Raw genomic sequence first — 23,461 nt, 5'->3', positions numbered from 1 at the left:
TTTGAGGGAAAGTACCAACTTACCTTTTTGGTGTTATACGTATGGTTTGATGAAAGGTAGTTGGCCGATTTGGTTTTATGGTTATCAACTCCCAAGCAACCTCAAGATGATACATTTGCCTTTTATAAATACATCATCTTGAAGTGACTTGGGTTTTTACAGCTTAGCAGACTAAAAGGGAAGAAATGTGATAACTCGTTGAAAATGGGTGGTTATAAAGCGAAGATTGCACCAAATTTGGTTTGTTTGCTCGCTTTTTGTACGAATCTTAGCTCCAGTTAAGCTGGTTTGTTCCACGTTTTTTAGCGTCCGCAAGCATCTTGCCAAGACGATCGAGCACATACTCTGGCGTATCGGACTCTTTGAAAGACGTCGATACAGCAGCTAAGGTAATCATGATATTTTGCTCACGGAACTTAAAGGGTAATTGGCTAATATCACGCTGGATATGCTTAATAAGATCCAGTGTGTATTCTTCAGATTGTTCCGGGACGAGTAGAATAAACTCCTCGCCACCAAAGCGAGCTACTGTTTCCGTTTCTGATACGCGCTTGTTAATAGTACGAGCGATGATCTTCAGCGCTTTATCGCCAGCCGTATAACCATAGCTATCATTCACCGCTTTGAAATTGTCTACATCAAACAGCACAACACGAAGGTTTTTCTGAGAGCGAATCCAACGGCGATACTCTAGCTCTAGTCGATCGTTAAATGCAGTGCGGTTATAAACTTTAGTCAGCGGGTCGAGCAACATACGCTGAGCTTGGTCATCTAAGCGTCGACGATAATCTTGCGTAGTTTCAAATACCGCTTCGAGTTGGTTCTTACTGTAACTTAACCGCTCTTGCAGCGCTTGCTCTCGCTCTTCCGTCATTTTCAGTCGCTCTGTCAGCGACGCCATTTTTTCGAGAAGAGGCGTGATTTCTTTTTTCACAACCGCGATATCTTGAGCTTGATTAAGTGACTTTTGGCTTAATTCAACCAAGCTGTTCATTTCTGTGTTGAGCTCTTGGCGGTGTTCAAAGTAGGTATGATGCTGGTCGACGTTCTGATGAACGGTTTTTAGGTTACTTGCGAGAGAAGTGTTCAGCTGATCAAGGAATTGGCTAGACGCCTCGCGCTCGAACTTTGTTGCTTCGACAACCAATTTCAGCGTTGAGAGCGTAAGCTCAATGAGAGACTCGGCACTCACGCCAAGGAGCAACTTAGCGCGAATATCCAGCAATCTATCGCCTGATTCTCCCTCGAAATCCAGCTCTGTAATAGTATGTTGAAGGTCGCTGGCCAAGCATTCAAGTTGAGATCTGTCAGGATTGTTTTCAAATTCACTAAGATGTAGACGTGAATTAGACGTGATGATTTTCAGAGCGCGTTCGTAAATACTCAGTAGCTTAGTGGCTTGATCAGCTTTATTGCTGGCGTGAACTTCAGAGAAACTCATCAGGTTCCGTAGTTCACGTTTTAACTGCGCAGGTAAGCCAGTGACACGTTGCAGTGTTTCACCACTGTGCTTGATTTGTTCGTCAAGGTAACCGTTCTGTTTATCCATCGTCTTCGACTGCTGTTTGAGCATCCTCTCTAATACCGCTAAACGCGGGATAAGAGTGCTGATATCTTTTTGATGTTGCAGCTCTTGTTGGATTTCAAATAGGTAGTTGGATACCTGAGTATTCGAACCCTGGCAAGCTGAAGACAATGATGCCACAACGCGTTTAAGAACTTGTTGTTCACGTTTGAATTTGAGTGAAGTATCACGATGAGTCAGTCTGAGTTGGTCAAGTTGACAACTCAGCTGATGCAGCTGCGACTGAATATCGGATTCCAAGATTCCCATGAAGTGACTACGGTTAAGTCCATGTACTACTGATAATTATCTGATAATAACAAAAAACTTTATAGCGTCATTAGTTATTACGTTCAACAGGCGTTTAATTATCCATTTTTTAATATTTTCTTGATGTCGTCCTCATTCTTGTAGGACGAATGGATCTTGATCAGGCCTTGGCTAATGGCATGTTGACAAGCAGTTCTTATGTTACCTGTTGCAAAGCTAGCAGCAGGCGCATTATCGATGGCTTTTAAGAACACCCAGTGGCTTTGCTTATCCTTCAAGCTGACTTCTCGTGCGATGTGAGTAGCAAGCAATAACAGATCGAGTAATTCCTCATCGTTAATTGCAGTGTAGGCTCGGGGTAAGAACGGATAATCGCTGATGCCCATACGAATAATACGATTGACGTTGTGCTGCTGTGCGAACTCATCCACCCAAGTCTGGAATTTTTCGAACATGACTTCGGCAGAAGCATCACGGTCAGCGTTCGGTTCTATGTAGAGTAAGTTCGCATCTGAGAAATGATAAAGACGCGACGGTTTTTCTATTTTTTCCGCAAGGAAGTCGCCAAATGCACGTTCTAGTTCTAGACCTGCCTTATAGCCGTTATGGACGTACATGCTTCGTAAGAATGGCAAATCGATCATAACAAAGCGTAGGCGATCATTAAGTGGTTCGTGGATCAATTCACCCATTTGCCATTGCTCGAAAGTTTCGCTCGACTTTTTCAATGAGCGAGACAGCTTAACGTTCAGCATACGCAAGTTACGTAAACGAGAGCGAGAGTGGGTGAAGAGGTCGTTACGCAGTTTTTCGATTTCACTTGCTTGGCGCTGCATAATGACACCGCGGCGCATAATGAACAAAAACATGACCAATACAGTAATAAACAATGCAAATGAGATTTTTTGGAATTTACGATGCTCTCTTTCCACTTGCTCTAAGCGTTCTGATTGACCGATGTAATGGATGGTTTGTTCGGCAAATTCTTTTTGCTGACGGAACGCATCTTCACTGATTTGGTTAAGCTGCTTTTGTTCTAGACGAACGAGGTTGGTGTATTTTTTATAAGCTTGCAGAGAAAGTTTGTATTCGCCTGCCTGCTCGTAACCTAACCCAAGTAAACGGTATGATTGCTGCTTAATGAAGTTGTTATTTTCAGGTGACTTTTCAGCAAGCGCTAACGCCAGCTTTGCATTAGTAATGACGTCTTTACTGTCATTTTGATGATAAGCCAGACCTGACTGAAGCAGGGCAGCCTTTGCTTCAAGCTTAGGAATATTAGTGTATTCTAAAAGCTCTTTAGAGCGGTCTAAGTACTGCTCTGCTAGCGCGTAGTTATAGAGTTGTAGGTAGGTAGCCGCCAAGCTTAAGCGAATTTTAATGATTCTATTGATGTTCTTACTGGTACTTTCATGGTCAAGCACGTTGAAGTAATGCACTAATGCAAGGTTAAACTTACCCTGATAAAAGTAGATGTCGCCCATTTGCTCTAGGACGTCCGCTAGGATCGGAGAGCTAGGGTAAGAGTCATAAAAATCTGCGGCTTGAGATAAGTATTCGATCGCTTTGTCGTACACTCGTCGCTCCTGGAAGAGCCTAGCCAAAAGGCGATTCACTTTTGCTAATCTTGCACCACTGTTACTTTCAATAGATTGCCAATAACCGTATAGCAGTTCTGACAAAGCCAAATTGTACTTCTTGCTATTGAGGTAAAACTCTCCGACGGCAGTGTAGTAGTCGATCAAGGCTAACTCAGAGCGGCTATCGTCAAGCATGGTCTTTGCTTCAGAGTACAAGTTTTCCGCTTTAATGATATCGCCACTATGTGAAGCGAGGAGTGCTCTTTGCATCACTAGTCGGTAGCGAACGCTGTCGGTGCGTTGTAATACGGCATCGGCTTCATCGAGCTGTTGTTCAATTTGGTTAAGTGTGTCTTCCGCTTTTGAGTAGTTTTCGTCGTACATCCAAATCATTTGGTTGCGCATCAGCTGTAGATCTAAGTCCATGTACGGCAATTGATATTCTTGCGCTAAGCGTTCCGCTTTATTTAGGTGCTCGATAGCCGAACGAACATTACCCATGGCGTAATCTGCCTGAGCGATAATCTTGTGCGCTTCGATGGTGCTGCTTGGTGTGCGAACGCTACGATCTGTTTCGTCGCGAGACATGGCTGAAGGGCTGTCACTTTCTTTGCGTTCTGTTAGCTCACGCTGTGACAAATAGTTGGTTGCCGCTTGTTTTGCTTGTGATGGCTCTATTTCCGCCAATTGTTGTGCTTCGTTGAGTAACGCGGACGATAAAATGGTTGCATGAAGTGGCTGTACAAACAGCAAGCAAAGAAAGCCAATCAACTTGAATAGACGCGAACTGTCCCAAAACATCCTTTCGTTCCCTCGAACTGTTTTTAGATATTGCGATAACGGCGAAAAGCCTCAATTAGCCGTTTAAATGCGGGTTGAAGCCATTTGGTATAGTAACATGCTTGGACAATAAAAACGTCCGGCAACCCTTTAGATTGCCGAACTTATTTCTGTTGCCTATGCGCTTACTGACGAGCCATACGGTGATTGTGAGCTGGCTTATCTCGTTCCGTTGAGCGGTAAGGGTTGATATCCAAGCCACCACGGCGCGTATAGCGGGCAAATACGGTCAGTTTGCTTGGTTGGCAGTATTTCATTAGATCCGTAAAAATACGCTCTATACACTGTTCGTGGAACTCATTGTGCTCGCGGAAAGACACTAAGTAACGTAACAGCTTCTCACGATCTATTTTTGCGCCTTGGTAGCGAATTTCTACACTGCCCCAGTCGGGTTGGTTAGTGATCAAACAGTTTGATTTCAATAGGTGGCTATGTAGCACCTCTTCAACTTGTACTTCACCTGCCGCACCTTCAAGCAAATCGGCATCAAAATCGTAACTGGTGATGTCAATGTCTTGGTCATCTATACATTCACCGTCCATTGTCACAATAGGTTGATTGGTATAGTGGGTCACTGGATTCACCTCAACCAGCACCTTTTCACCTGCGCATTCAGACAGGTCTTGTGTTAAACGCTCAGTCACTTCTTTCCAAGTAGCGAAACGCGTTTGGTTGTAGCTGTTTAAGTACAGTTTGAAAGACTTCGATTCAATCAAGTTTGCACTGGTGGCTGGAATGTATACTTCGCCAACGGCCACTTGTGGTAAACCTTTACTATTTAACCAAGACAGTTCGTACAGCGTCCAAATGTCGTGCCCCATGAAAGGCAGAGTATCGCCTAACTGGAGGTCATCTCGGTTCAGGCTGCGAGGGACTGGTTGCAGCAAGCTTGGGTCATACTGGTTCGCATACTCGGTCGTTTTACCTAGTGTTAGGCCAGCAAGCTCTTTAGCGTCAGAATATTTGCTCATACTTTGTGGTCGTTTTCGATTAGAATGGCGAGAATTTTACTGAATCCGCTGGTCAATTGCCATCCGGCAAGTACGGCTATCTGATAAATAAGGAATGAGGAGATCTTCATGACCCAAAACGTTACTCAGGCGCTACAAGAGTTCAGCCTGCGCTACCAACAAGCTTGGCAAGCTAAGCACAATGAGTTGCCAAGCAGTGAAGAGCTTGCAGAGCTTGTTTCTCCTTGTGTCGAAGAGAAGCGTGATGGAGAGGTGCTTTGGAAAGCGGTCGCACGTGATGAAATGGCCGATTTCACCAATGTGGAAAATGCGATTGAGTTGTCACTGCAAGATGATGTTAAAGCCTTTTATGGTTCTCAATACTGCGCTGATATGGAGGCAACTTGGCAAGGTAATTCGTTGACGCTGCTGCAAGTGTGGAGCGATGACGATTTCGTGCGCCTACAAGAAAATATTCTTGGTCATTTGGTGACGCAGCGCCGCTTGAAACTTAAACCAACAGTATTTATCGCAGCGACAGATGAGGAAATGGATGTGATTTCTATTTGTAACCTCACTGGCAATGTGATTCTAGAGCGTTTGGGCACCTCTAAACGTGATGTATTGGCAGATTCATTGGTTGAGTTCTTGAATAAGTTAGAGGCTGCCGTCTAAGTATGTATGTTGTTGAGTTGCAGTTTGAGTGTTTTGATAACACCACCGTCAGCGCGGTAGACAAAGCCATTAATGGCTTGATGGATGCTCTGCGTTACAACGGCCAAGTATTAGGTCGTGAATTTCCGATAGTGATGGGAGAAGGTGAATTTTTCGTTCGTGTTGTTTGCCCAGAACAAGACAGCTTGCATCCACGTTATCACTCAGATTTCGTCAAAGTTTGCATGAACCGTTTGTCGGATGCGTCTTTGCTTGCTCCGAAAATGCGTATGCTGGGGCGTGATTTGAATTCAGAACAAGCAGCCGAAGAAGAGACACCTAGCTGGCAAGTGTTGTACACGACTTATGTTCATACGTGTTCGCCTTTGCGAAGTGGTGAAACCCTGTTGCCAATTCCTTTGTATCGTAATGAGCCAACACTTAATGGAGACCATAAAGCCGTCATTAAGTGGCAGACTGAGTGGCAAGCGTGTGATGAAATCCAAATGGCAGGGGGTTGCCGAGCGGAACATGCGGCGCTCCACGAAATTTGTGATGTGGATAGTGTGCTGTTTCGCCGAGGTTGGGACTTACGTGGCCGTATCGAATACATCACGAAGATCCCTACGTACTATTACCAGTATCGTGTCGGCGGTCAGTCGCTGGAGAGCGAGAAAGCGCGCAAGTGTCCAAAATGCGATGGCGAGTGGCTACTCGATGAGCCACTACATGACATATTTCATTTTAAGTGTGATGACTGCCGAATCGTGTCGAATATCTCTTGGGACCATCTTAAGTAGCGAATTGAAGCTACTTAAATGGGTAGATAGACAAATAGAAAGGGCTGATGTTTTCACATCAGCCCTTTTGTGTTTAGAACGTTTATGTTTAGAACGTTGTTTTCAGTCATGTTTTGAAAAGTGGGATTACCAACCTTTCACAACACCGCCTTTGAACAGCTCTTTTGCCGCTTCGTAAACTTCTTCCGTTTGGTAAGCTTTTACGAAGTTTTGTACGTTTTGCGCATTAACATTTTCTTCGCGAGCGACAATTAGGTTTACGTATGGTGAGTCTTTATCTTCAACGAACACGCCGTCACGCTCTGGCGATAGGTCGATAGAGCTTGCGTAAGTGGTGTTGATGATAGATAGCGTTACGTCATCCAGTGAACGTGGAAGCTGTGGGGCTTCTAGTTCAATGATTTCGATATTTTTAGGGTTGCCTACGATGTCACGTACTGTAGCGAGTAGACCAACGCCATCACGTAGCGTAATCAAACCTTGTTGCTCAAGAAGCAGTAGTGAGCGACCTAGGTTCGTTGGGTCGTTTGGTACTGCGATGCGTGCGCCATCTTGAATTTCATCAATTGATTTTACTTGCTTTGAGTAACCAGCAATAGGGTAAACGAATGAGTTACCCGCGATAGCCAGTTTGTAGCCGCGGTCTTTCACTTGTTGGTCTAGGTATGGTTTGTGCTGGAACGCATTCGCGTCTACTGAACCATCATCCAGAGCGGCGTTTGGTGTTACGTAATCGGTAAATGTTACTAGCTCAACGTCTAGGTTGTATTTCTCTTTTGCTACTTTAGCGGCAACTTCGGCTACTTGTGCTTCAGCACCAGCAATAACGCCAACTTTTACTTTGTTTACGTCTACTTCTTTGTCGCCGCAACCCGCTAGAGCAAGAGCAGAGGCGGCCGTTGCTACAGTCAAAAGACCTTTAAGGCTAAATTTCATCTTTATCTCCTTATAATTTGTATTTTTGATGCTTATCTGTGGTCTACACGGCGCACCACAGCGTCGCCGATAGACTGAATAATCTGTACTAGAACAATCAACATCACGACAGTCACGGCCATGATAGTTACATCGTAGCGGTGGAAACCGTAACGAATGGCTACGTCACCTAGGCCGCCGCCGCCTACCGTACCCGCCATAGCTGAGTAGCTAACGAGAGTGACCAAGGTAATCGTTACTGAGTTAACAATAGTCGGCATTGCTTCAGGTAGTAGAACTTTTGTGATGATCTGTGTTGGAGTCGCCCCCATTGACTGCGCTGCTTCCACCAAGCCTGTCGGTACTTCTAATAAAGCACCTTCAATAAGACGAGCGACAAAAGGAATGGCGCCAATAGTCAGTGGGACGATTGCTGCGGTTGTACCGATAAAGGTTCCAACCAGCATTTTTGTCACTGGAATAATCGCAACCATCAGTACGAGGAATGGCACAGAACGACCAATGTTAACGATAGCGCCTAAGCCGCTATTTAGTTTGGTGTTTTCAAGTAGGCCGCCTTTCTTAGTAATATGGAGGATTACGCCTAATGGAATACCCACAGCAAAGCCGACTAATCCGGCAACCGCAACCATGTAAAGCGTTTCCCACGTTGCACCTAAAAGTAGTTTGCTGTTTAAACTCAGCCATTCAGAAATCGTATTAAAGGACATAACCAAGTACCTCTACTTTTACGTTGTGCTTACGCAGGTATTCAAGAGCTGCGTTGTCATCTTCTTCGTTACCAAATAGCTCTGCGACCATCATGCCGAATTTCACGCCACCAGCGTAATCAAGGTCGGAACTCAAAATACTCACATCAATATTGTATTTACGAGAAATTTGCGACATTAACGGTGCATCGACGGTTGCGCCAGTAAACTCTAAGCGAACCAACGGGTAGCTGCCATCAACACGCTCTGCTTGCAGACGAGCTTGGTAATCTTCAGGAATGGAAAGATCCAGCGTTGAGCGAATGAATTGGTGTGCCAGCTCTGTCTTAGGGTGCGCAAAAATATCGCCAACGGTGCCTTTTTCCACCAGCTCACCACCACCGATGATTGCTACTTCGTGACAGATGCTTTTTACGACTTCCATTTCGTGAGTGATAAGTAAAATCGTGATGTTGAGTTTGCGGTTGATCTCTTTCAATAACTCAAGGATAGATTGAGTTGTTGCTGGATCTAGTGCACTAGTGGCCTCATCACAAAGCAGCACGCTAGGATCGGATGCCAGTGCACGAGCAATTGCCACACGCTGTTTTTGTCCGCCACTTAAGTTAGATGGGTAGCTCTCGTGTTTGTCGGCTAAGCCTACAAGCTTTAGCAACTCAGTTACTTTTGTTGTGATTTGCGATTTGTCTTTACCTGCCAGTTCTAGGGGTAATGCCACATTATCAAACACAGTACGAGACGAAAGCAGGTTAAAGTGCTGGAAGATCATGCCAATGTTACGGCGTGTTTCGACTAGTTGTTTTTTACTGAGTTTGGTTAGATCTACACCATCAACGATGATGGAACCAGAGGTCGGTGCTTCTAGCATGTTGACACAGCGAATCAGCGTACTTTTACCAGCACCTGATGAACCGATAACACCAAAGATGGTGCCTTTGTCGATGTGTAGGTTAATGTCTTTCAGGGCAAGGATTTCCTTACTGCCTTGGTAGAACACTTTATTGACGTTTTTTATTTCTATCATGTTTCAACCTGCCCAAAGATACGGGGAACTTCGCTGTCAAAAACGGCCTTTGACAGAACTTAATGTTGAGCTTTATCTCAATTTTCAGTTGATGCTATGGGTTAAGCAGAATGAAGTCAATAGATATTTTTACGTCTAGACGTCTAAATGTATGGATGTTCTGTTTTAAAACGAAGATGTATAGATAACAAGCAGGAGGTAGACGGCGGGGCACCCTCAGATTTACCGATTCTTGCCCAACAAATCAACCGTTTTGTCGAGGCCTAGAATGAATTAGATAGTGTTGAAGTTTATAAGGTATGTAATAATCTGATTAAACCGAGTTAATAGAGAAATACGTTTTGGCAAAACCTGCTGTTTTTATCGATCGTGATGGCGTGATAAACGTTGACCACGGCTACGTTCATGACGAACATGATTTTGAGTACATTGATGGTGTATTTGAAGCGACGAAAGCGCTAAAAGATAAAGGCTACCTTCTAGTGTTAGTGACGAATCAATCGGGCATCGCACGCGGTAAATTCAGTGAAGACCGTTTCTTGTCTCTGACTCAATGGATGGATTGGAACTTTGCTGATAATGGTGTTGAGTTCGATGGTATCTATTACTGTCCACATCATCCAGAACATGGCATTGGCGAGTACAAGCAAGATTGTGAGTGCCGTAAGCCAAAACCAGGCATGTTCATTTCTGCGCGTGACTTCTTGAAGATCGACATGGAGAAATCTGTGATGATCGGCGATAAAGCTGAAGACATGATGGCAGCAGAAGCGGCAGGCGTTGGCACTAAGATTTTGGTTCGCACTGGTAAGCCAGTAACGGAACAGGGCGAAGCCATTGCAACGGTAGTATTAGATAGCATTGCAGATGTGCCTGCGTGCTTAAACAAGTAATCTTCATTACTGACTGAGATAAGGGAAGCCACTGCTTCCCTTTTGTTTGATTCCTTCTTTTAGTCTGAACACTTATGAGCAAAAAACTCACCATTCTTGATATCGCAAAATTGGCAGGCGTGGGCAAATCGACAGTAAGCCGTGTGCTTACTAACGATCCAAAAGTGAAACCCCAAACGCGAGAGAAGGTTGAGCAAATCATTCGTGAATCTGGTTATGTGCCGTCCAAATCTGCGCAATCAATGCGTGGCGGCCGCCAAAAAGTTATTGGGGTTATCATCTCCCGTTTAGATTCACCATCAGAAAATCGCGCCGTTGGTACAATGCTCAATGCTTTGTATTCCGCTGGTTATGATGCGGTGATCATGGAGAGCCAATTCGATCGCGATAAAACCAATGAACATTTGGATGTGCTTAAACGTCGCAACGTCGATGGGGTGATCGTGTTTGGCTTTACTGGATGTGATGAGCGAGCATTGGCGGAGTGGGGGAATCGTATCGTCGTGATCGCGATGGACACGCAAATGGTTTCTTCGATCAACTACGACAACCAAGGTGTGATAGACATGGCTTTGTCTCATCTTGAGCAGCAATCTTTATCTCGCATTGCTTATATTGGTGTTGACCCTGAAGACAAAACCACTGGCTTAGCTCGTCTAAATGCTTATAAAGCTTGGTGTCAACGCAAACAAATTACACCTTGTTTCCAGACGGGTAAGCTGAGCCATGAAAGTGCTTATCAGTTGGTAGACAAAGTCCTTCAATCTGACACTCAGGCCATCGTGTGCGCCAGTGACACCATCGCGTTGGGCGTGATTAAGCGTCTTCAAGAGTTAGGACGTGAAGACGTGGTTGTGACAGGTGTTGGAGGTAATGAATTGCTCTCTTTCCTTTTCCCTAAAGTATTTAGTGTCGACCCAGGTTATACCCTTGCAGGTGAGAAGTCCGCTAACATGCTGATCAATCAATTAAATGGCGATGAGGAAGTGGTTCACTTTACTCAACAGCCTATCGTTTGTTAATCCACACTAAAACGATCTGCTCTAAAATTATACTGTGATCATTCTCAATTAATGGGACTGTTCCCATTTTGTTTTTTGTCTTCGAATGGCAATATTAAAATTAAGAAATGGGAATGTTCCCATTTATAAAAACAAAATGATGAATCGAATGTATCCAATACAGGGTGGACAAAGTTATGAGTAAGATTGCGCGTAAAGACGTGGAGCGTCTTATTGAGCTGGTCGGGGGGCCGGACAATATTGCCAGTGTAAGTCACTGTTTAACTCGCTTGCGTTTTGTTCTAAATGATACGGACAAAGCAGATACGAAACAGTTAGAAACATTACCGATGGTGAAGGGCTGTTTTACCAACGCAGGCCAGTTCCAAGTGGTTATCGGTACTGAAGTGGATGAAGTTTACAAGGTACTGATCGGACTGACGGGTAAAAGTGAAGCCAGCAAAGACGAAGCGAAGAACGCTGCTCGTCAAAACATGAATATCGTTGAGCGTGGTATTTCCCACCTTGCAGAAATCTTTGTACCACTGCTACCAGCGATCATCACCGGTGGTCTGATCCTTGGTTTCCGTAACGTGATTGGCGACATCAAGATGTTTGATGGTCAAACGCTAACGGAAATCAGCCAGTTTTGGGCAACGGTACACTCTTTCTTATGGCTGATTGGTGAGGCGATCTTCTTCTTCCTACCAGTTGGCGTGTGTTGGTCGACAGTGAAAAAGCTCGGCGGTACTCCGATTCTGGGTATCACGCTTGGTGTAACATTGGTTTCGCCGCAGTTGATGAACGCCTACCTGATTGGTAAGCAAGTACCCGAAGTGTGGGATTTTGGCTTATTCGCCATCGAAAAAGTGGGCTATCAGGCGCAAGTGATTCCAGCAATGCTTGCTGGTATGGCTCTGGCGTTTATTGAAACCAACTTAAAACGCATCATTCCGTCTTACCTTTACCTAGTGGTCGTGCCGTTTGTCTCAATCATTGTGTCTGTGATTCTTGCGCACTCTATCATTGGTCCATTCGGTCGTATGTTGGGTGACGGCGTTGCTTTCGCAGCAAAAGCAGCCATGACGGGTGACTTCGCAATGATTGGCTCAACCATCTTCGGCTTCCTATACGCGCCATTGGTCATTACTGGTATTCACCACACTACCAACGCGGTAGACCTTCAACTGATGCAAGAGCTAGGCGGCACGCCAATTTGGCCTCTGATTGCGCTTTCAAACATTGCTCAAGCGTCTGCGGTAGTTGGCATCATTATCATCAGTAAAAAACATGGCGAGCGTGATATTTCAGTGCCTGCGGCTATCTCTGCTTACCTTGGCGTGACTGAACCGGCGATGTACGGCATCAACTTGAAATACAAGTTCCCAATGCTGAGCGCGATGATCGGTAGTGCGTGTGCTGCTGCTATTTGTGGTAGTGCGGGCGTAATGGCGAACGGTATCGGTGTGGGCGGTTTGCCGGGCATCTTGTCTATCCAACCGCAGTTCTGGGGCATTTTTGCTTTGGCTATGTTAGTCGCAATGCTGGTACCTGCTGCATTAACGTTAATTCTTTATAAGCGTGCACAAGCCAAAGGTGAGCTTGAGCCTGCAAACGCGTAATTCTATTTGAGGCAGTGACTTGGCTGCCTCCTCCTATTTTTCTTTTCAAATTTTAAGTTTCCGATTACTGGTAAGTGAGTGTTAGAAATGGCTATGACCAAGCATGATGAGAGCTGGTGGAAAACCGCAACCATCTATCAAATTTACCCAAAAAGCTTTTGTGACAGCGGCAGTAAAGGCACGGGCGACATCAAAGGGATCATTTCTAAGCTGGATTATCTTAAGCACCTTGGTGTGGATGCGATTTGGCTGACGCCGGTTTACCAATCGCCAATGATCGACAACGGTTATGACATCTCCGATTACTACTCTATCAACCCTGAGTTCGGCACGATGCAAGACTTTGATACTTTGCTAGCAGAAGCGCATCAGTTGGGTATTCGTATCATCATGGACATTGTAGTGAACCACACGTCGACAGAACACAAGTGGTTCCAATCCGCACTGGGTGATAAAAACAGCCCATACCGTGATTACTACATCTGGAAAGATCCGGTAGATGGTGCTGAACCAAACAACTGGCAATCAAAGTTTGGTGGCAACGCTTGGGCGCTGGATGAAAAAACAGGCCAGTACTATTTGCACCTTTTTGCTAAAGAGCAAGCGGACTTAAACTGGGAAAACCCAGTAGTGCGTGAAGAAGTGAAAGAAGTCATCAGCTTCTGGGCAGAAAAAGGAGTGGATGGTTTCCGTCTCGACGTTATCAACCTGATTTCCAAGCAGCAAGATTTTCCAAGTGACGATATTGGTGATGGTCGCCGCTTCTACACCGACGGTCCACGTGTGCACGAATACCTTCAAGAGATCAGCGAATCTGTGTTTCAAAAATACGGCAGCGTGACGGTGGGTGAAATGTCTTCCACTACGCTAGAGCACTGCCAGCAATATTCTTCGCTAGACGGCAAAGAGCTATCCATGGTGTTCAACTTCCATCATCTGAAAGTCGATTATCCAAATGGTGAAAAATGGACCAAAGCGCCGTTTGATTTCATTCAGTTAAAACAGATCTTCAATCATTGGCAAACGGGCTTAAATGGCAAAGGGTGGGGGGCGCTGTTCTGGTGTAACCACGACCAGCCACGCGTTGTGAGCCGATTAGGTAACGACGAGCAATACCGTGTTGAATCTGCCAAGATGCTTGCGGCATCAGTGCACATGATGCAAGGCACACCTTATGTTTACCAGGGGGAAGAGATCGGCATGACCAACCCGGGTTATACCGAAATCAGCCAATATCGTGATGTTGAAAGTACTAACATGTACGACATCATGGTCAACCGTGATGGTGTATCTCATGACGATATGATGGCGATCTTGGCACAGAAGTCGCGTGATAACTCACGTACACCAATGCAATGGAACAGTGCAAAACACGCGGGCTTTACTGAGGGCACGCCTTGGCTTGAAGTGGCGAAGAATTACACTGAAATCAATGCTGAAGCTGCGGTTGCCGATTTAAACTCGGTGTTCTACTTTTACAAGCGTCTGATTGAACTGCGTAAACAGGTTCCAGTGATCACCGATGGTCGTTACGAGGACCTGCTGCCAGAGCACAAACGTATTTTCGCTTACGCTCGTCAGAACGATAAGCAAACGCTGCTGTGTATCAATAACTACTATGCTGAAGAGGTGGAATGCGTTCTGCCAGAACGTTTTGATATGAGTAAGGCGAAAAACTTGCTATCTAACTATCAAAACTCAGCGAGCGCAGTCGCGTCAAACCATCAAGTGTTACGACCTTACGAAACTCGTATTTTATTGATAGAAGAATAAACTCGGGTGTCATCACCCCTAAGATTGATGTTCGAGATGAAGGCTTTGGTGTGCTCCCCAAAGCCTTCTTTTATTGAGATATCTCTAAAAAATGCGAGCTTATTTTGTTTCAATCGCTGTTAGCTGCACTTTCTCTTCGTTGATTTGTACTTGTTGTACTTTCAGCAGTTCAATTTGTTCAATCAGACCTAAGCTCGGATTAAACCAACGTTCTGCCGAAGTGGCGAACTCCATTGAGTCCATATCATCACAGTTTAGGTTGTAGATGTTCTCTTCCATCAGGTATGCCGCTTCAATTTTCTTGCCTGAGATCGAGAACGCTTTACGCACACCAGTCTCTCGGATTTGCTGTTGCCAAACCACTTGGCAAGATGCTGTCATAGGAAGGTTTTGTACCCACTCATGATCTTCAAAACGGTCTAGAAGGTTGTGAACTGCGTAGCCTGTAAGAGTGGTTGGCAGAGACATAGTTTCTTCACCGATGTCAATATTCGGGCTTTTCTCTTTTACGTCGTCACCGTTTAGGCGGAAAATCGGACTGCTGTGCATAAGCATGGCAATAAACTGATGACCAATGAAATAAGCGTCAGTGATTTCATGGAGTGCACCATCTGATCCTACAAAGTAAAGCGTATTGCTCTCTTCGTCGTCGTTGTACTGCTCGTCTGAATAGTAGAACTGTTCGGCGCCGTAGTTCACCAAGTCATTAACCAACTGGACCATTGCCTCGCTGTTTGGGATTTGTGCCAATGCTGCCAATATTTGCTCGCGATCCATCGCTTGGAAGCTCAGTTTCATGTCGCCTTCTGGTTGGCCATCCAAGCTAAATGCGTAGTTTAGCTGTGTGCTTGGCGTGGGAGCGAAGATTGAGTTGTGAATCGAGACGTCGAAACTTTCTTGAGGCACTTTGTTTGGATTCGCACTGCCAGAAGACGAACCTCCGCCACAGCCGTAAAGAGCCAGAGTTGCTGCTGCGATAAGCGTCATTTTGTTTAGCATGGTTTACATTCCTGATTGATAAGGGCGCTTCATGTTGGGCCGTTGCTTGAATGCGAGCATGCTAAGTTCAGTGAGAGAAAAAGGGCAAAAAACAAAAGATAACAGGGGTTAATGAAAGCTTAATTTTATATTTAGGTCTTTGTTTTATTTGGAGTTATTTCGTTGGCTACGTTAGTGCAATACTCGTTAATGAGCGCTTTCCATCGGCTTATGATTTCTTGATCGGTCACACTAACATGCAACGTTTTCCACGGTTGGAGGCAAGTCTCTTTTGATTCAGATTGAGAAAGACGCTCAAACAAGGTTTCGGAAGGTAAAACGCGCAGCAGCGCCACCAGTGATTCCATGTAGTTGAGACGGAACTGTTCAAGTTTGTTCTGCTTATAAGCAATGTGAGACACAAAGGTATAAATCAGTGCGTTTTGGATACGTGAGTCGCCATCTGGTGTCGTTAACAGAGCTTTTGCCCTGTCTAAGTTACCTCATTTGAAATGCAATAGACCTAACCAGAGGCTCAGCTCATCTGGCAAAACATCAAACGACGATTGTACTTGAGTTAAATACGCTTCCAGCTTTTGATGTTCGTGCTCGTATAAGGCGAGATGTCTTGCCGTTGTTATAGCCGCAAACTCATCAGATTGTCGGAGAGGTTGGCTAGAAAAGGCATTCTCGAATAACATTTTTTTGTGAATATTCGAAAGCTGCCACGAACTTGCCGAAGGTGCAGGCAGATTGAAGTATTGCGCGACATCCGAGTGCATTTGGAAAATATCCGATTGTAAGGCAGATAAACGCAGTGTGTACTCATTGCGAAACGCCAGCTTGCCCGTCGCAGGATAAATAAGGTTCATCTGCGCTTTCAAGATGCCCTGTTTTGTGCCGTCTTTTAACTCGATATTGAGCTCGTAGTCGCTGGTCTGCATGTTTCGTGCGCCAGGGAAATATGGCGTATGACCGATAGGATCAAGAAAGTAACTGGGAGCATCTTGGTTGGCGATGTCGGTGTATGGATATTCGACCTGTTGTTGCAGCAAGATGGCTTTGACCAGTATGCGGTATTTTCGCGCCTGGGAGCCGATTGAATCGACACGGTTGAGTAGTAGCTCGACTTTGGGAATCAGTAGTTGATGACGTGTTTGTTGTGTTGAGATTTCTTGGCGTTGCCATAACAAGCTTGCGAGTGTCATGCTACATACCGCAAGTATGGCACATAAGCTGTAAGCAAAAATCAGCTTGAAGTTCTTATTACTCGCCACCTGGGTTGAGATAACGCGCCGATGGTTTTTCGCTGGTGGCACTAAACGAATATTGGCAGGGTTAAGAAAGTAGCCTTTGCGGGGGTAAGTGACCAAGAGCTTAGCGGCATCGTATTCGGGTAAGTACTGCTGTAGCAGGGCACGTAAGGTGCTAATGCGGTTCGTGAGCACATTCTTAGAGATGAACTTGCTCTGCCAAATGGTTTCAATAATGGTGTCAGCAGAGAGTGGGTGGCCAACGCTTGTTAACAGCAGTTCTAATAATTCAATGGTGCGAGGTTCAAGATCAATCGCGATAGCATCTTGATGAAGGGTCTGTGTCTTCGGGTTATAGATCAGCTCTCCAATCGCAATACAACTGTGAGTCTGTTTAGCTTGTTGCAGAAAGTCGCGCATACCGTACCGATCTATTTGGAAATCGCGAAGTATTATATAGCGATTGGAGCGCGAAATCTTATAAATCGCGCTTCAATCATTATCAAAAATTTATGAACCGTAGGTCACGGAATAGCGGTGCGGTTTGTGGTTCATCGCTAACACGAGATTGAGTGCAAACGCCCCCAAAATTGAAAGGCCAATCACTTCTGGTGTGACAAAGAAGAATGAAGCAAACAGGATACATGCATCGATTGCCATTTGGCTTTTGCCAACTGAAATGCCAAATTTGTCTTGGATAAACAAACACAGCACGTTAAAGCCACCCAAGCTGGAGCGATGTCGGAATAGGATCAGCATACCAAGCCCCATTAAAAGTCCGCCTGCGACGGCGCAATAAACTTCATTTACCGATTCGAGCGAGATTAGCAAATAAAGATGATCGGCAAAGATAGAAACCAACGCGCCAGAAATGGCACTATTAATGGCGAAATGACGGCCGAAGCGTTTCCATGCTAGTAAGTAAAAAGGACTGTTTGCTAAAAAGTACAGCACACCAAAGGTAAAAGGTGTAAATTGGCTAATAAGCAGAGCCAATCCAGTCGTGCCTCCCGTTAGAAGGTTCGCGGATTGGAGAAAGAAAACGCCTTGAGCTACTAAAAAGGTACCCGTGAGAATCGCTATCCAGTCTTCTTTTAATGAGTGTTTTTCCATCAATGTTGCAGTCATTAGTGATAAATAAGGCGTGCATAGTAGTAAAAAGATGATCTTTTCGGTAGCTAGAGGGTAAAATTTACGGTAAACCTATGTAATTGCTGTTTTACAGGGTGTAAAGCACAAATTTGACAGGCAATAGATTGTCGTGATGCGATTGCAATGCTGGCATGATAAACATTGCTTGTCATCATGAAAAAACTGCATGAGAAAAATTGTAAATTTCTCTTTATGACCTAAATCAAATTATGTAGAATGCGCGCCATTAGGGTGACGAAAACGTTTGCGTCGGGTCATTCAACAGTTTTTTTGCAACTTTCAGTACTAATCTGAGTCAGGAGATACAGATGCTTAAGCGTGATATGAACATCGCAGATTACGATGCGGAACTGTTCGCAGCTATCCAGGAAGAAACTCTTCGCCAGGAAGAACACATTGAACTTATCGCTTCTGAAAACTACACAAGCCCACGTGTAATGGAAGCGCAAGGTTCTCAGCTAACGAACAAATACGCTGAAGGCTACCCAGGTAAGCGTTACTACGGCGGTTGTGAGTACGTAGATAAAGCTGAAGCACTAGCAATTGAGCGTGCATGCCAACTATTTGGTTGTGAGTACGCTAACGTACAGCCTCACTCAGGTTCTCAAGCAAACAGCGCAGTTTACATGGCGCTTCTTAACCCTGGCGATACAGTTTTAGGCATGAGCCTAGCGCACGGTGGTCACCTAACTCACGGTTCACCAGTAAACTTCTCGGGTAAGCACTACAACGTTATCCCTTACGGTATCGATGAAGCTGGTCAAATCAACTACGACGAGATGGAACAGCTAGCACTTGAACACAAACCTAAGATGATCATCGGTGGTTTCTCTGCTTACTCGCAAATCGTTGATTGGAAACGCATGCGTGAAATCGCTGACAAAGCAGGTGCTTACTTATTTGTTGATATGGCGCACGTAGCTGGTCTTATCGCCGCCGGTGAATACCCAACACCAGTACCGCATGCTCACGTGGTAACAACAACGACGCACAAAACACTAGCAGGTCCTCGCGGTGGTCTTATCTTGTCAAATGCTGGCGAAGATATGTACAAGAAATTGAACTCAGCAGTGTTCCCTGGTGGTCAAGGTGGCCCTCTAATGCACGTTATCGCTGGTAAAGCAGTAGCGTTCAAAGAAGCGATGGAGCCAGAGTTCAAAGCTTATCAAGCTCGCGTAGTGAAAAACGCAAAAGCAATGGTTGGTCAGTTCCAAGAGCGTGGCTACAAAATCGTATCTAACGGTACAGAAAACCACTTGTTCCTTGTTGACCTAATCGACAAAGATATCACTGGTAAAGACGCAGACGCGGCACTAGGTGCAGCAAACATCACTGTAAACAAGAACTCAGTACCAAATGACCCACGCAGCCCATTCGTAACGTCTGGTATTCGTGTAGGTACGCCAGCGATCACTCGCCGTGGCTTCACTGAAGAAGATGCAAAAGAGCTAGCAAACTGGATGTGTGACGTTCTAGATAACATCGGCAACGAAGAAGTTATCGAAGCGACAAAACAGAAAGTGCTAGAAATTTGTAAGCGTCTACCGGTTTATGCCTAACTGTTCTTCATAGAATGAGTCGATTTCGGTGTCGAACATACTCATTTGCTCGCGCAAACTCCGTGTGTTCTCCTAGAACTCGACTCGTCTATTTTGAACATTGATATACTAAAGGTCCTCATTTGAGGGCCTTTTTGTTTGTCTGGCGTTTGGAATGAGATATAGCGAGAGTGTGTGATAAGGGGATGGCTACCAACACTGTCCCTTTTCAATATACCCAAACCACGTCATTCCGACGAGCCGAGGCGAGATCAGGAATCTTGTTGAGGCACACTCTTTTACTCAGAGTTTCCCTAAAAATCCTCAGTATTCTGAAAACAGATTCTGAATCACGTTCGTACCTCGCTGTTCAGAATGACGGTGGTAGAATGGCTTTTTATCATCATTTGCCAGATACAAAAAAGGTTGGCACTGAGCCAACCTTTTCTCTTCAAAACAAGCTTTTCAAAACAAGCGAGAGCTTATTTAATCTCGATACCTTGAGCTTGCATATCGGCATGGTAAGAAGAGCGCACAAATGGACCACACGCTGCATGCGTGAAGCCAAGTTCTAGTGCAACTTCTTTTAGCTCGTCAAACTCTGATGGTGGAACGTAACGTTCTACTGGCAAGTGGTGACGGCTTGGCGCTAAATACTGGCCTAGAGTCAGCATCGTTACGCCGTGTGCGCGTAGATCTTTCAGTACTTCGATGATTTCTTCTTTGGTTTCACCAAGGCCCATCATCAAACCAGACTTGGTCGGTACATCTGGATGCTGCTCTTTGAACTTCTTAAGGAGCTCAAGTGACCATTTGTAGTTCGCACCTGGGCGAGCTTTACGGTAAAGACGTGGCGCGGTTTCTAAGTTGTGGTTGAAGACATCTGGCGGATTGTCTTTCATTAGATCAAGCGCTACATCCATGCGACCACGGAAGTCAGGAACCAGTGTTTCAATCTTAATATGCGGGTTTAACGCACGGATCTCGCGGTTACAATCGGCAAAGTGTTGTGCACCGCCGTCACGCAGATCGTCACGGTCAACAGAAGTGATTACTACGTATTTCAGCTTCATATCGGCAATGGTTTTCGCCAGTTTTTGAGGCTCTTCTGCTTCCGGTGGTAATGGGCGGCCATGAGCAACGTCACAGAAAGGACAACGACGAGTACAAATAGCACCTAAGATCATGAAGGTTGCTGTACCGTGGTTAAAACATTCCGCTAGGTTCGGGCAAGATGCTTCTTCACATACGGAGTGAAGTTTATTCTTACGCATCGCCGCTTTGATGTCTTGAATTCGTTGGCTGTCGGCTGGTAGCTTGATCTTCATCCAATCAGGCTTACGTAGCACTTCTTTCTGCTCTGTAGGCATGTTCTTTACGGGAATCAATGCCATTTTATCGGCGTCACGATATTTAACGCCTTTTTCCATCTGGATTGGTTTGCTCATGCTTTATTACCTTGAGAAGGTGCTTCTGTGCTGAATTCTACTTGCTCATAATCGAGCAAAGTAACGAGTTCTTCTATTAATTGTTTTTCTACGGCTTCTACATTGTCTGGGCCGCCAAATTGGCTGACCTGAACCATTTCCATACCTTCATAACCACAAGGGTTAATACGCAGAAACGGTGTTAAATCCATATTTACGTTCAAGGCTAAACCATGAAACGAGCATCCTTTACGAATGCGTAAACCGAGAGAGCATATTTTCTTACCGGCAACGTAGACACCTGGTGCGTCAGGTCGCGCGGCTGAGTCAATATTGTATGCTTTTAGCGTGTTGATCACGAGGTTCTCGATTGTGGTAACGAGATCTCGTACACCTAATTTTTTGCGGCGTAGGTTGATCAAGAAGTAGGCGACCAACTGACCAGGGCCATGATACGTAACCTGACCTCCGCGATCACTTTGTACAACAGGAATATCGCCAGTGTTAATCAAGTGCTCAGCTTTACCTGCCTGCCCTTGCGTAAATACTGGGTTATGTTCTACCAACCAGACTTCATCACGGGTTTCTTCTGTGCGTTGGTCGGTGAACTCATGCATCGCCTTCCATACAGGCTCATAGTCTTGGCGGCCAAGTCGTTTTACAACAAGTTGGTGTTGCATGGGAATTCCTGTTGCTAATATATAAAGTTTTTGGATTATAAACCGGATAACCCTGATGCTCTACCGCTGCGTAATAGATTTTTAACTGAAAGCGATGTAAAGCCTCGTTATCTCTTTGATAAATAAAAAGAAAGCAGCCAAAGCTGCTTTCAAAAAAAATTTAATCTATCAAAAAATTATAGAACCATGCGTACGATGTCAATTTCACCTAACTCTTTGTACAGTGTCTCAACCTGCTCGATAGAGGTTGCAGTAATGTTGATTGACACAGAGTGGTAGTTGCCCTTAGCACTTGGTTTAACGGTCGGGCTGTAGTCACCTGGAGCATGGCGCTGAATAACTTCAAGAACAAGCTCTGGAAGTTCAGGCTTTGCATGACCCATTACCTTGTAAGTAAATGAACAAGGGAACTCAAGCAGGTCTTTTAATTTTGCATCAGAGTTGATGGTTAGCATATCGATAACTCCAGTAGATATTCGTTGCGGTGCGAAATAGTACAGTCAAATTAGGGGGAACTCAAGACGAGGAGCTCAAACTTAAAAAGCCGCCCATTCAGGCGGCTTTGCGAATAAGTTTGCTACTCTAACGTTCTTTTTAGAAGAAGCTCTTGAATAACAATACGATGTAATCCCACATGCGGCTAAATAGACTACCTTGCTCTACGGTTTCTAGTGCCATTAGTGGGTACTCGGCAATATCTTCACCATCGATCTGATAGTATAGCTTACCAACTACATCACCTTTATTAATTGGGGCTTCTAGCTCTTTTTCAAGGACGAAGCTTGCTTTTAAGTTTTTCGCTTCACCACGCGGTAGTGTTACGTAAGTATCTTGGTCAAGACCCAGTGCTACGGTGTCTTTGTTACCCATCCACACTTTTTCTTCTACGAACGTTTCACCTGCTTTGTGCGGTGCCACTGTTTCGAAGAAACGGAAGCCGTAGCTTAGCAGCTTTTTGCTTTCTGACTTACGAGCATTGGCATCTTTAGTACCCATAACGACCGCAACCAAGCGCATTTGACCTTCAGTTGCTGAACTTACTAGGCTGTAACCCGCATTACTTGTGTGACCCGTTTTGATGCCGTCAACGTTCATGCTCTTATCCCAAAGTAGACCGTTACGGTTGTATTGGGTGATGCCGTTGTAAGTAAATTTCTTCTCTGAATACACTCGGTACTCATTTGGTACGTCACGGATAAGTGCTTTACCTAGCAGTGCCATGTCGTATGGTGTTGAGTACAATTCTGCGTTATCTAAGCCATGAACGTTGGCAAAGTGCGAGTTAGTCATACCCAATGTGTTGGCCCAAGCGTTCATTAGGTCAACAAATGCATCTTCTGAACCTGCAATATGTTCTGCCATCGCAACACAGGCATCGTTACCTGACTGGACGATGATACCTCGGTTCAGGTCACGTACTTTAACTGTTGTGCCTACTTCAATGAACATCTTTGATGAATCAGGGAAGTTTTTCGCCCACGCATTTTTACTGATGGTGACATCATCATCTTCTGAGATATTACCACGCGCTAGCTCTTGGCCGATTACATAGCTGGTCATCATCTTAGTCAGACTAGCTGGAGACAATTTTGTGTTCATCTCTTTCTCTGCCAGTACTTTACCTGAATGGTAATCCATCAGCACGTAGCCCTTCGCCGCGATTTGAGGGGCATCTGGAACAACGATAGGTGATGCAAGAGCAGATTGAGCGAAAGTTGCAGAAAGGGCAACCGAAGAAACGAGAATAGATTTCACAAACTTATTTTTATTCATGGTAATTCAAATTTTTGGGTTAACTGCAGACATCTTATCAGAA

At 44.9% G+C, this 23,461-nt stretch carries 19 protein-coding genes and 1 pseudogene; 7 read left to right on the top strand and 13 right to left on the bottom strand.

The annotated features are described in order from the left end of the window. Positions 1-268: 268 nt before the first annotated feature. The 3 genes from R8O10_RS09700 to queF all read right to left on the bottom strand — a co-directional run bounded on the left by R8O10_RS09700 (position 269) and on the right by queF (position 5,225). Positions 269-1,834, bottom strand: a complete 1,566-nt coding sequence (locus tag R8O10_RS09700; protein WP_318191344.1) for a diguanylate cyclase — start codon at positions 1,832-1,834, stop codon at positions 269-271. 98 nt (positions 1,835-1,932) lie between these two features. After that, a complete protein-coding gene (locus R8O10_RS09695; RefSeq protein ID WP_017635678.1) occupies positions 1,933-4,215 on the bottom strand; it encodes a tetratricopeptide repeat protein in 2,283 nt (760 codons plus the stop codon). Between the two features lie 164 nt (positions 4,216-4,379). Further along, positions 4,380-5,225: an NADPH-dependent 7-cyano-7-deazaguanine reductase QueF gene (queF, locus tag R8O10_RS09690; RefSeq protein ID WP_318191343.1), complete on the bottom strand. Its 846-nt coding sequence runs from the start codon at positions 5,223-5,225 to the stop codon at positions 4,380-4,382. A gap of 108 nt (positions 5,226-5,333) precedes the next feature. On the opposite strand from queF, the gene syd reads away from it, so the two are divergent. Beyond that, the gene (gene syd, locus R8O10_RS09685) at positions 5,334-5,879 is read left to right on the top strand and encodes a SecY-interacting protein (RefSeq protein WP_318191342.1); all 546 of its coding nucleotides are present in this window, start codon (positions 5,334-5,336) and stop codon (positions 5,877-5,879) included. Positions 5,880-5,881: 2 nt separating this feature from the next. Continuing rightward, a complete protein-coding gene (locus R8O10_RS09680) occupies positions 5,882-6,658 on the top strand; it encodes a Zn-ribbon-containing protein (protein ID WP_005383605.1) in 777 nt (258 codons plus the stop codon). Positions 6,659-6,784: 126 nt separating this feature from the next. Here R8O10_RS09680 and R8O10_RS09675 read toward each other — a convergent pair whose 3' ends face one another. Genes R8O10_RS09675 through metN form a run of 3 tightly spaced genes read right to left on the bottom strand, consistent with a single transcriptional unit; the run spans position 6,785 to position 9,328 of the window. Next, the gene (locus tag R8O10_RS09675) at positions 6,785-7,594 is read right to left on the bottom strand and encodes a MetQ/NlpA family lipoprotein (RefSeq protein WP_005381966.1); all 810 of its coding nucleotides are present in this window, start codon (positions 7,592-7,594) and stop codon (positions 6,785-6,787) included. A 32-nt stretch (positions 7,595-7,626) separates the two neighbouring features. Continuing rightward, entirely contained in the window at positions 7,627-8,304 is a 678-nt protein-coding gene (locus R8O10_RS09670) for a methionine ABC transporter permease (RefSeq protein WP_005383604.1), read from the bottom strand. Beyond that, the gene (metN, locus tag R8O10_RS09665; RefSeq protein WP_005381962.1) at positions 8,294-9,328 is read right to left on the bottom strand and encodes a methionine ABC transporter ATP-binding protein MetN; all 1,035 of its coding nucleotides are present in this window, start codon (positions 9,326-9,328) and stop codon (positions 8,294-8,296) included. Before metN ends, R8O10_RS09670 begins: the two co-directional genes overlap by 11 nt. A gap of 341 nt (positions 9,329-9,669) precedes the next feature. Between metN and gmhB the strand changes: the two genes are divergently transcribed. The 4 genes from gmhB (at position 9,670) to treC (ending at position 14,617) form a co-directional block, all read left to right on the top strand. Continuing rightward, entirely contained in the window at positions 9,670-10,221 is a 552-nt protein-coding gene (gene gmhB, locus R8O10_RS09660) for a D-glycero-beta-D-manno-heptose 1,7-bisphosphate 7-phosphatase (protein ID WP_318191341.1), read from the top strand. A gap of 74 nt (positions 10,222-10,295) precedes the next feature. Next, entirely contained in the window at positions 10,296-11,243 is a 948-nt protein-coding gene (gene treR, locus R8O10_RS09655) for a trehalose operon repressor TreR (protein ID WP_054576934.1), read from the top strand. A 176-nt stretch (positions 11,244-11,419) separates the two neighbouring features. Continuing rightward, on the top strand, positions 11,420-12,844 hold the full coding sequence (treB, locus tag R8O10_RS09650) for a PTS trehalose transporter subunit IIBC (protein WP_005383602.1): 1,425 nt from the start codon (positions 11,420-11,422) through the stop codon (positions 12,842-12,844). A gap of 87 nt (positions 12,845-12,931) precedes the next feature. Beyond that, positions 12,932-14,617: an alpha,alpha-phosphotrehalase gene (gene treC / locus R8O10_RS09645; protein WP_318191340.1), complete on the top strand. Its 1,686-nt coding sequence runs from the start codon at positions 12,932-12,934 to the stop codon at positions 14,615-14,617. A gap of 99 nt (positions 14,618-14,716) precedes the next feature. Here treC and R8O10_RS09640 read toward each other — a convergent pair whose 3' ends face one another. The 3 genes and pseudogenes from R8O10_RS09640 to R8O10_RS09630 form a co-directional block, all read right to left on the bottom strand. Further along, entirely contained in the window at positions 14,717-15,616 is a 900-nt protein-coding gene (locus R8O10_RS09640; RefSeq protein ID WP_318191339.1) for a hypothetical protein, read from the bottom strand. Between the two features lie 131 nt (positions 15,617-15,747). Then, positions 15,748-17,268 (bottom strand): annotated as a pseudogene (locus R8O10_RS09635) (winged helix-turn-helix domain-containing protein). 90 nt (positions 17,269-17,358) lie between these two features. After that, entirely contained in the window at positions 17,359-17,961 is a 603-nt protein-coding gene (locus tag R8O10_RS09630; RefSeq protein ID WP_017635671.1) for a YitT family protein, read from the bottom strand. A 347-nt stretch (positions 17,962-18,308) separates the two neighbouring features. Here R8O10_RS09630 and glyA point away from each other — a divergent pair, with 347 nt between their 5' ends. Further along, positions 18,309-19,559, top strand: a complete 1,251-nt coding sequence (gene glyA, locus R8O10_RS09625) for a serine hydroxymethyltransferase (protein ID WP_005381985.1) — start codon at positions 18,309-18,311, stop codon at positions 19,557-19,559. Positions 19,560-20,020: 461 nt separating this feature from the next. Here the strand turns inward: glyA and lipA are convergent, their stop codons facing one another. From lipA to R8O10_RS09605, 4 genes are all read right to left on the bottom strand, one after another. Continuing rightward, the gene (gene lipA, locus R8O10_RS09620; RefSeq protein WP_005391329.1) at positions 20,021-20,986 is read right to left on the bottom strand and encodes a lipoyl synthase; all 966 of its coding nucleotides are present in this window, start codon (positions 20,984-20,986) and stop codon (positions 20,021-20,023) included. Beyond that, on the bottom strand, positions 20,983-21,645 hold the full coding sequence (lipB, locus tag R8O10_RS09615) for a lipoyl(octanoyl) transferase LipB (protein ID WP_005384137.1): 663 nt from the start codon (positions 21,643-21,645) through the stop codon (positions 20,983-20,985). The genes lipA and lipB overlap by 4 nt, the downstream gene beginning before the upstream one ends. A gap of 176 nt (positions 21,646-21,821) precedes the next feature. Then, a complete protein-coding gene (ybeD, locus tag R8O10_RS09610) occupies positions 21,822-22,100 on the bottom strand; it encodes a DUF493 family protein YbeD (RefSeq protein WP_005384135.1) in 279 nt (92 codons plus the stop codon). A gap of 139 nt (positions 22,101-22,239) precedes the next feature. Continuing rightward, positions 22,240-23,418 (bottom strand): serine hydrolase, encoded by a 1,179-nt coding sequence (locus R8O10_RS09605; RefSeq protein WP_005384132.1) that lies wholly within the window; start codon positions 23,416-23,418, stop codon positions 22,240-22,242. Between the last annotated feature and the right edge of the window lie 43 nt (positions 23,419-23,461).

This window comes from Vibrio sp. 1727, assembly GCF_033344415.1.
In the GTDB taxonomy this organism is placed as follows: domain Bacteria; phylum Pseudomonadota; class Gammaproteobacteria; order Enterobacterales; family Vibrionaceae; genus Vibrio; species Vibrio alginolyticus.
This window is presented reverse-complemented; position numbering and strand designations above follow the sequence as displayed.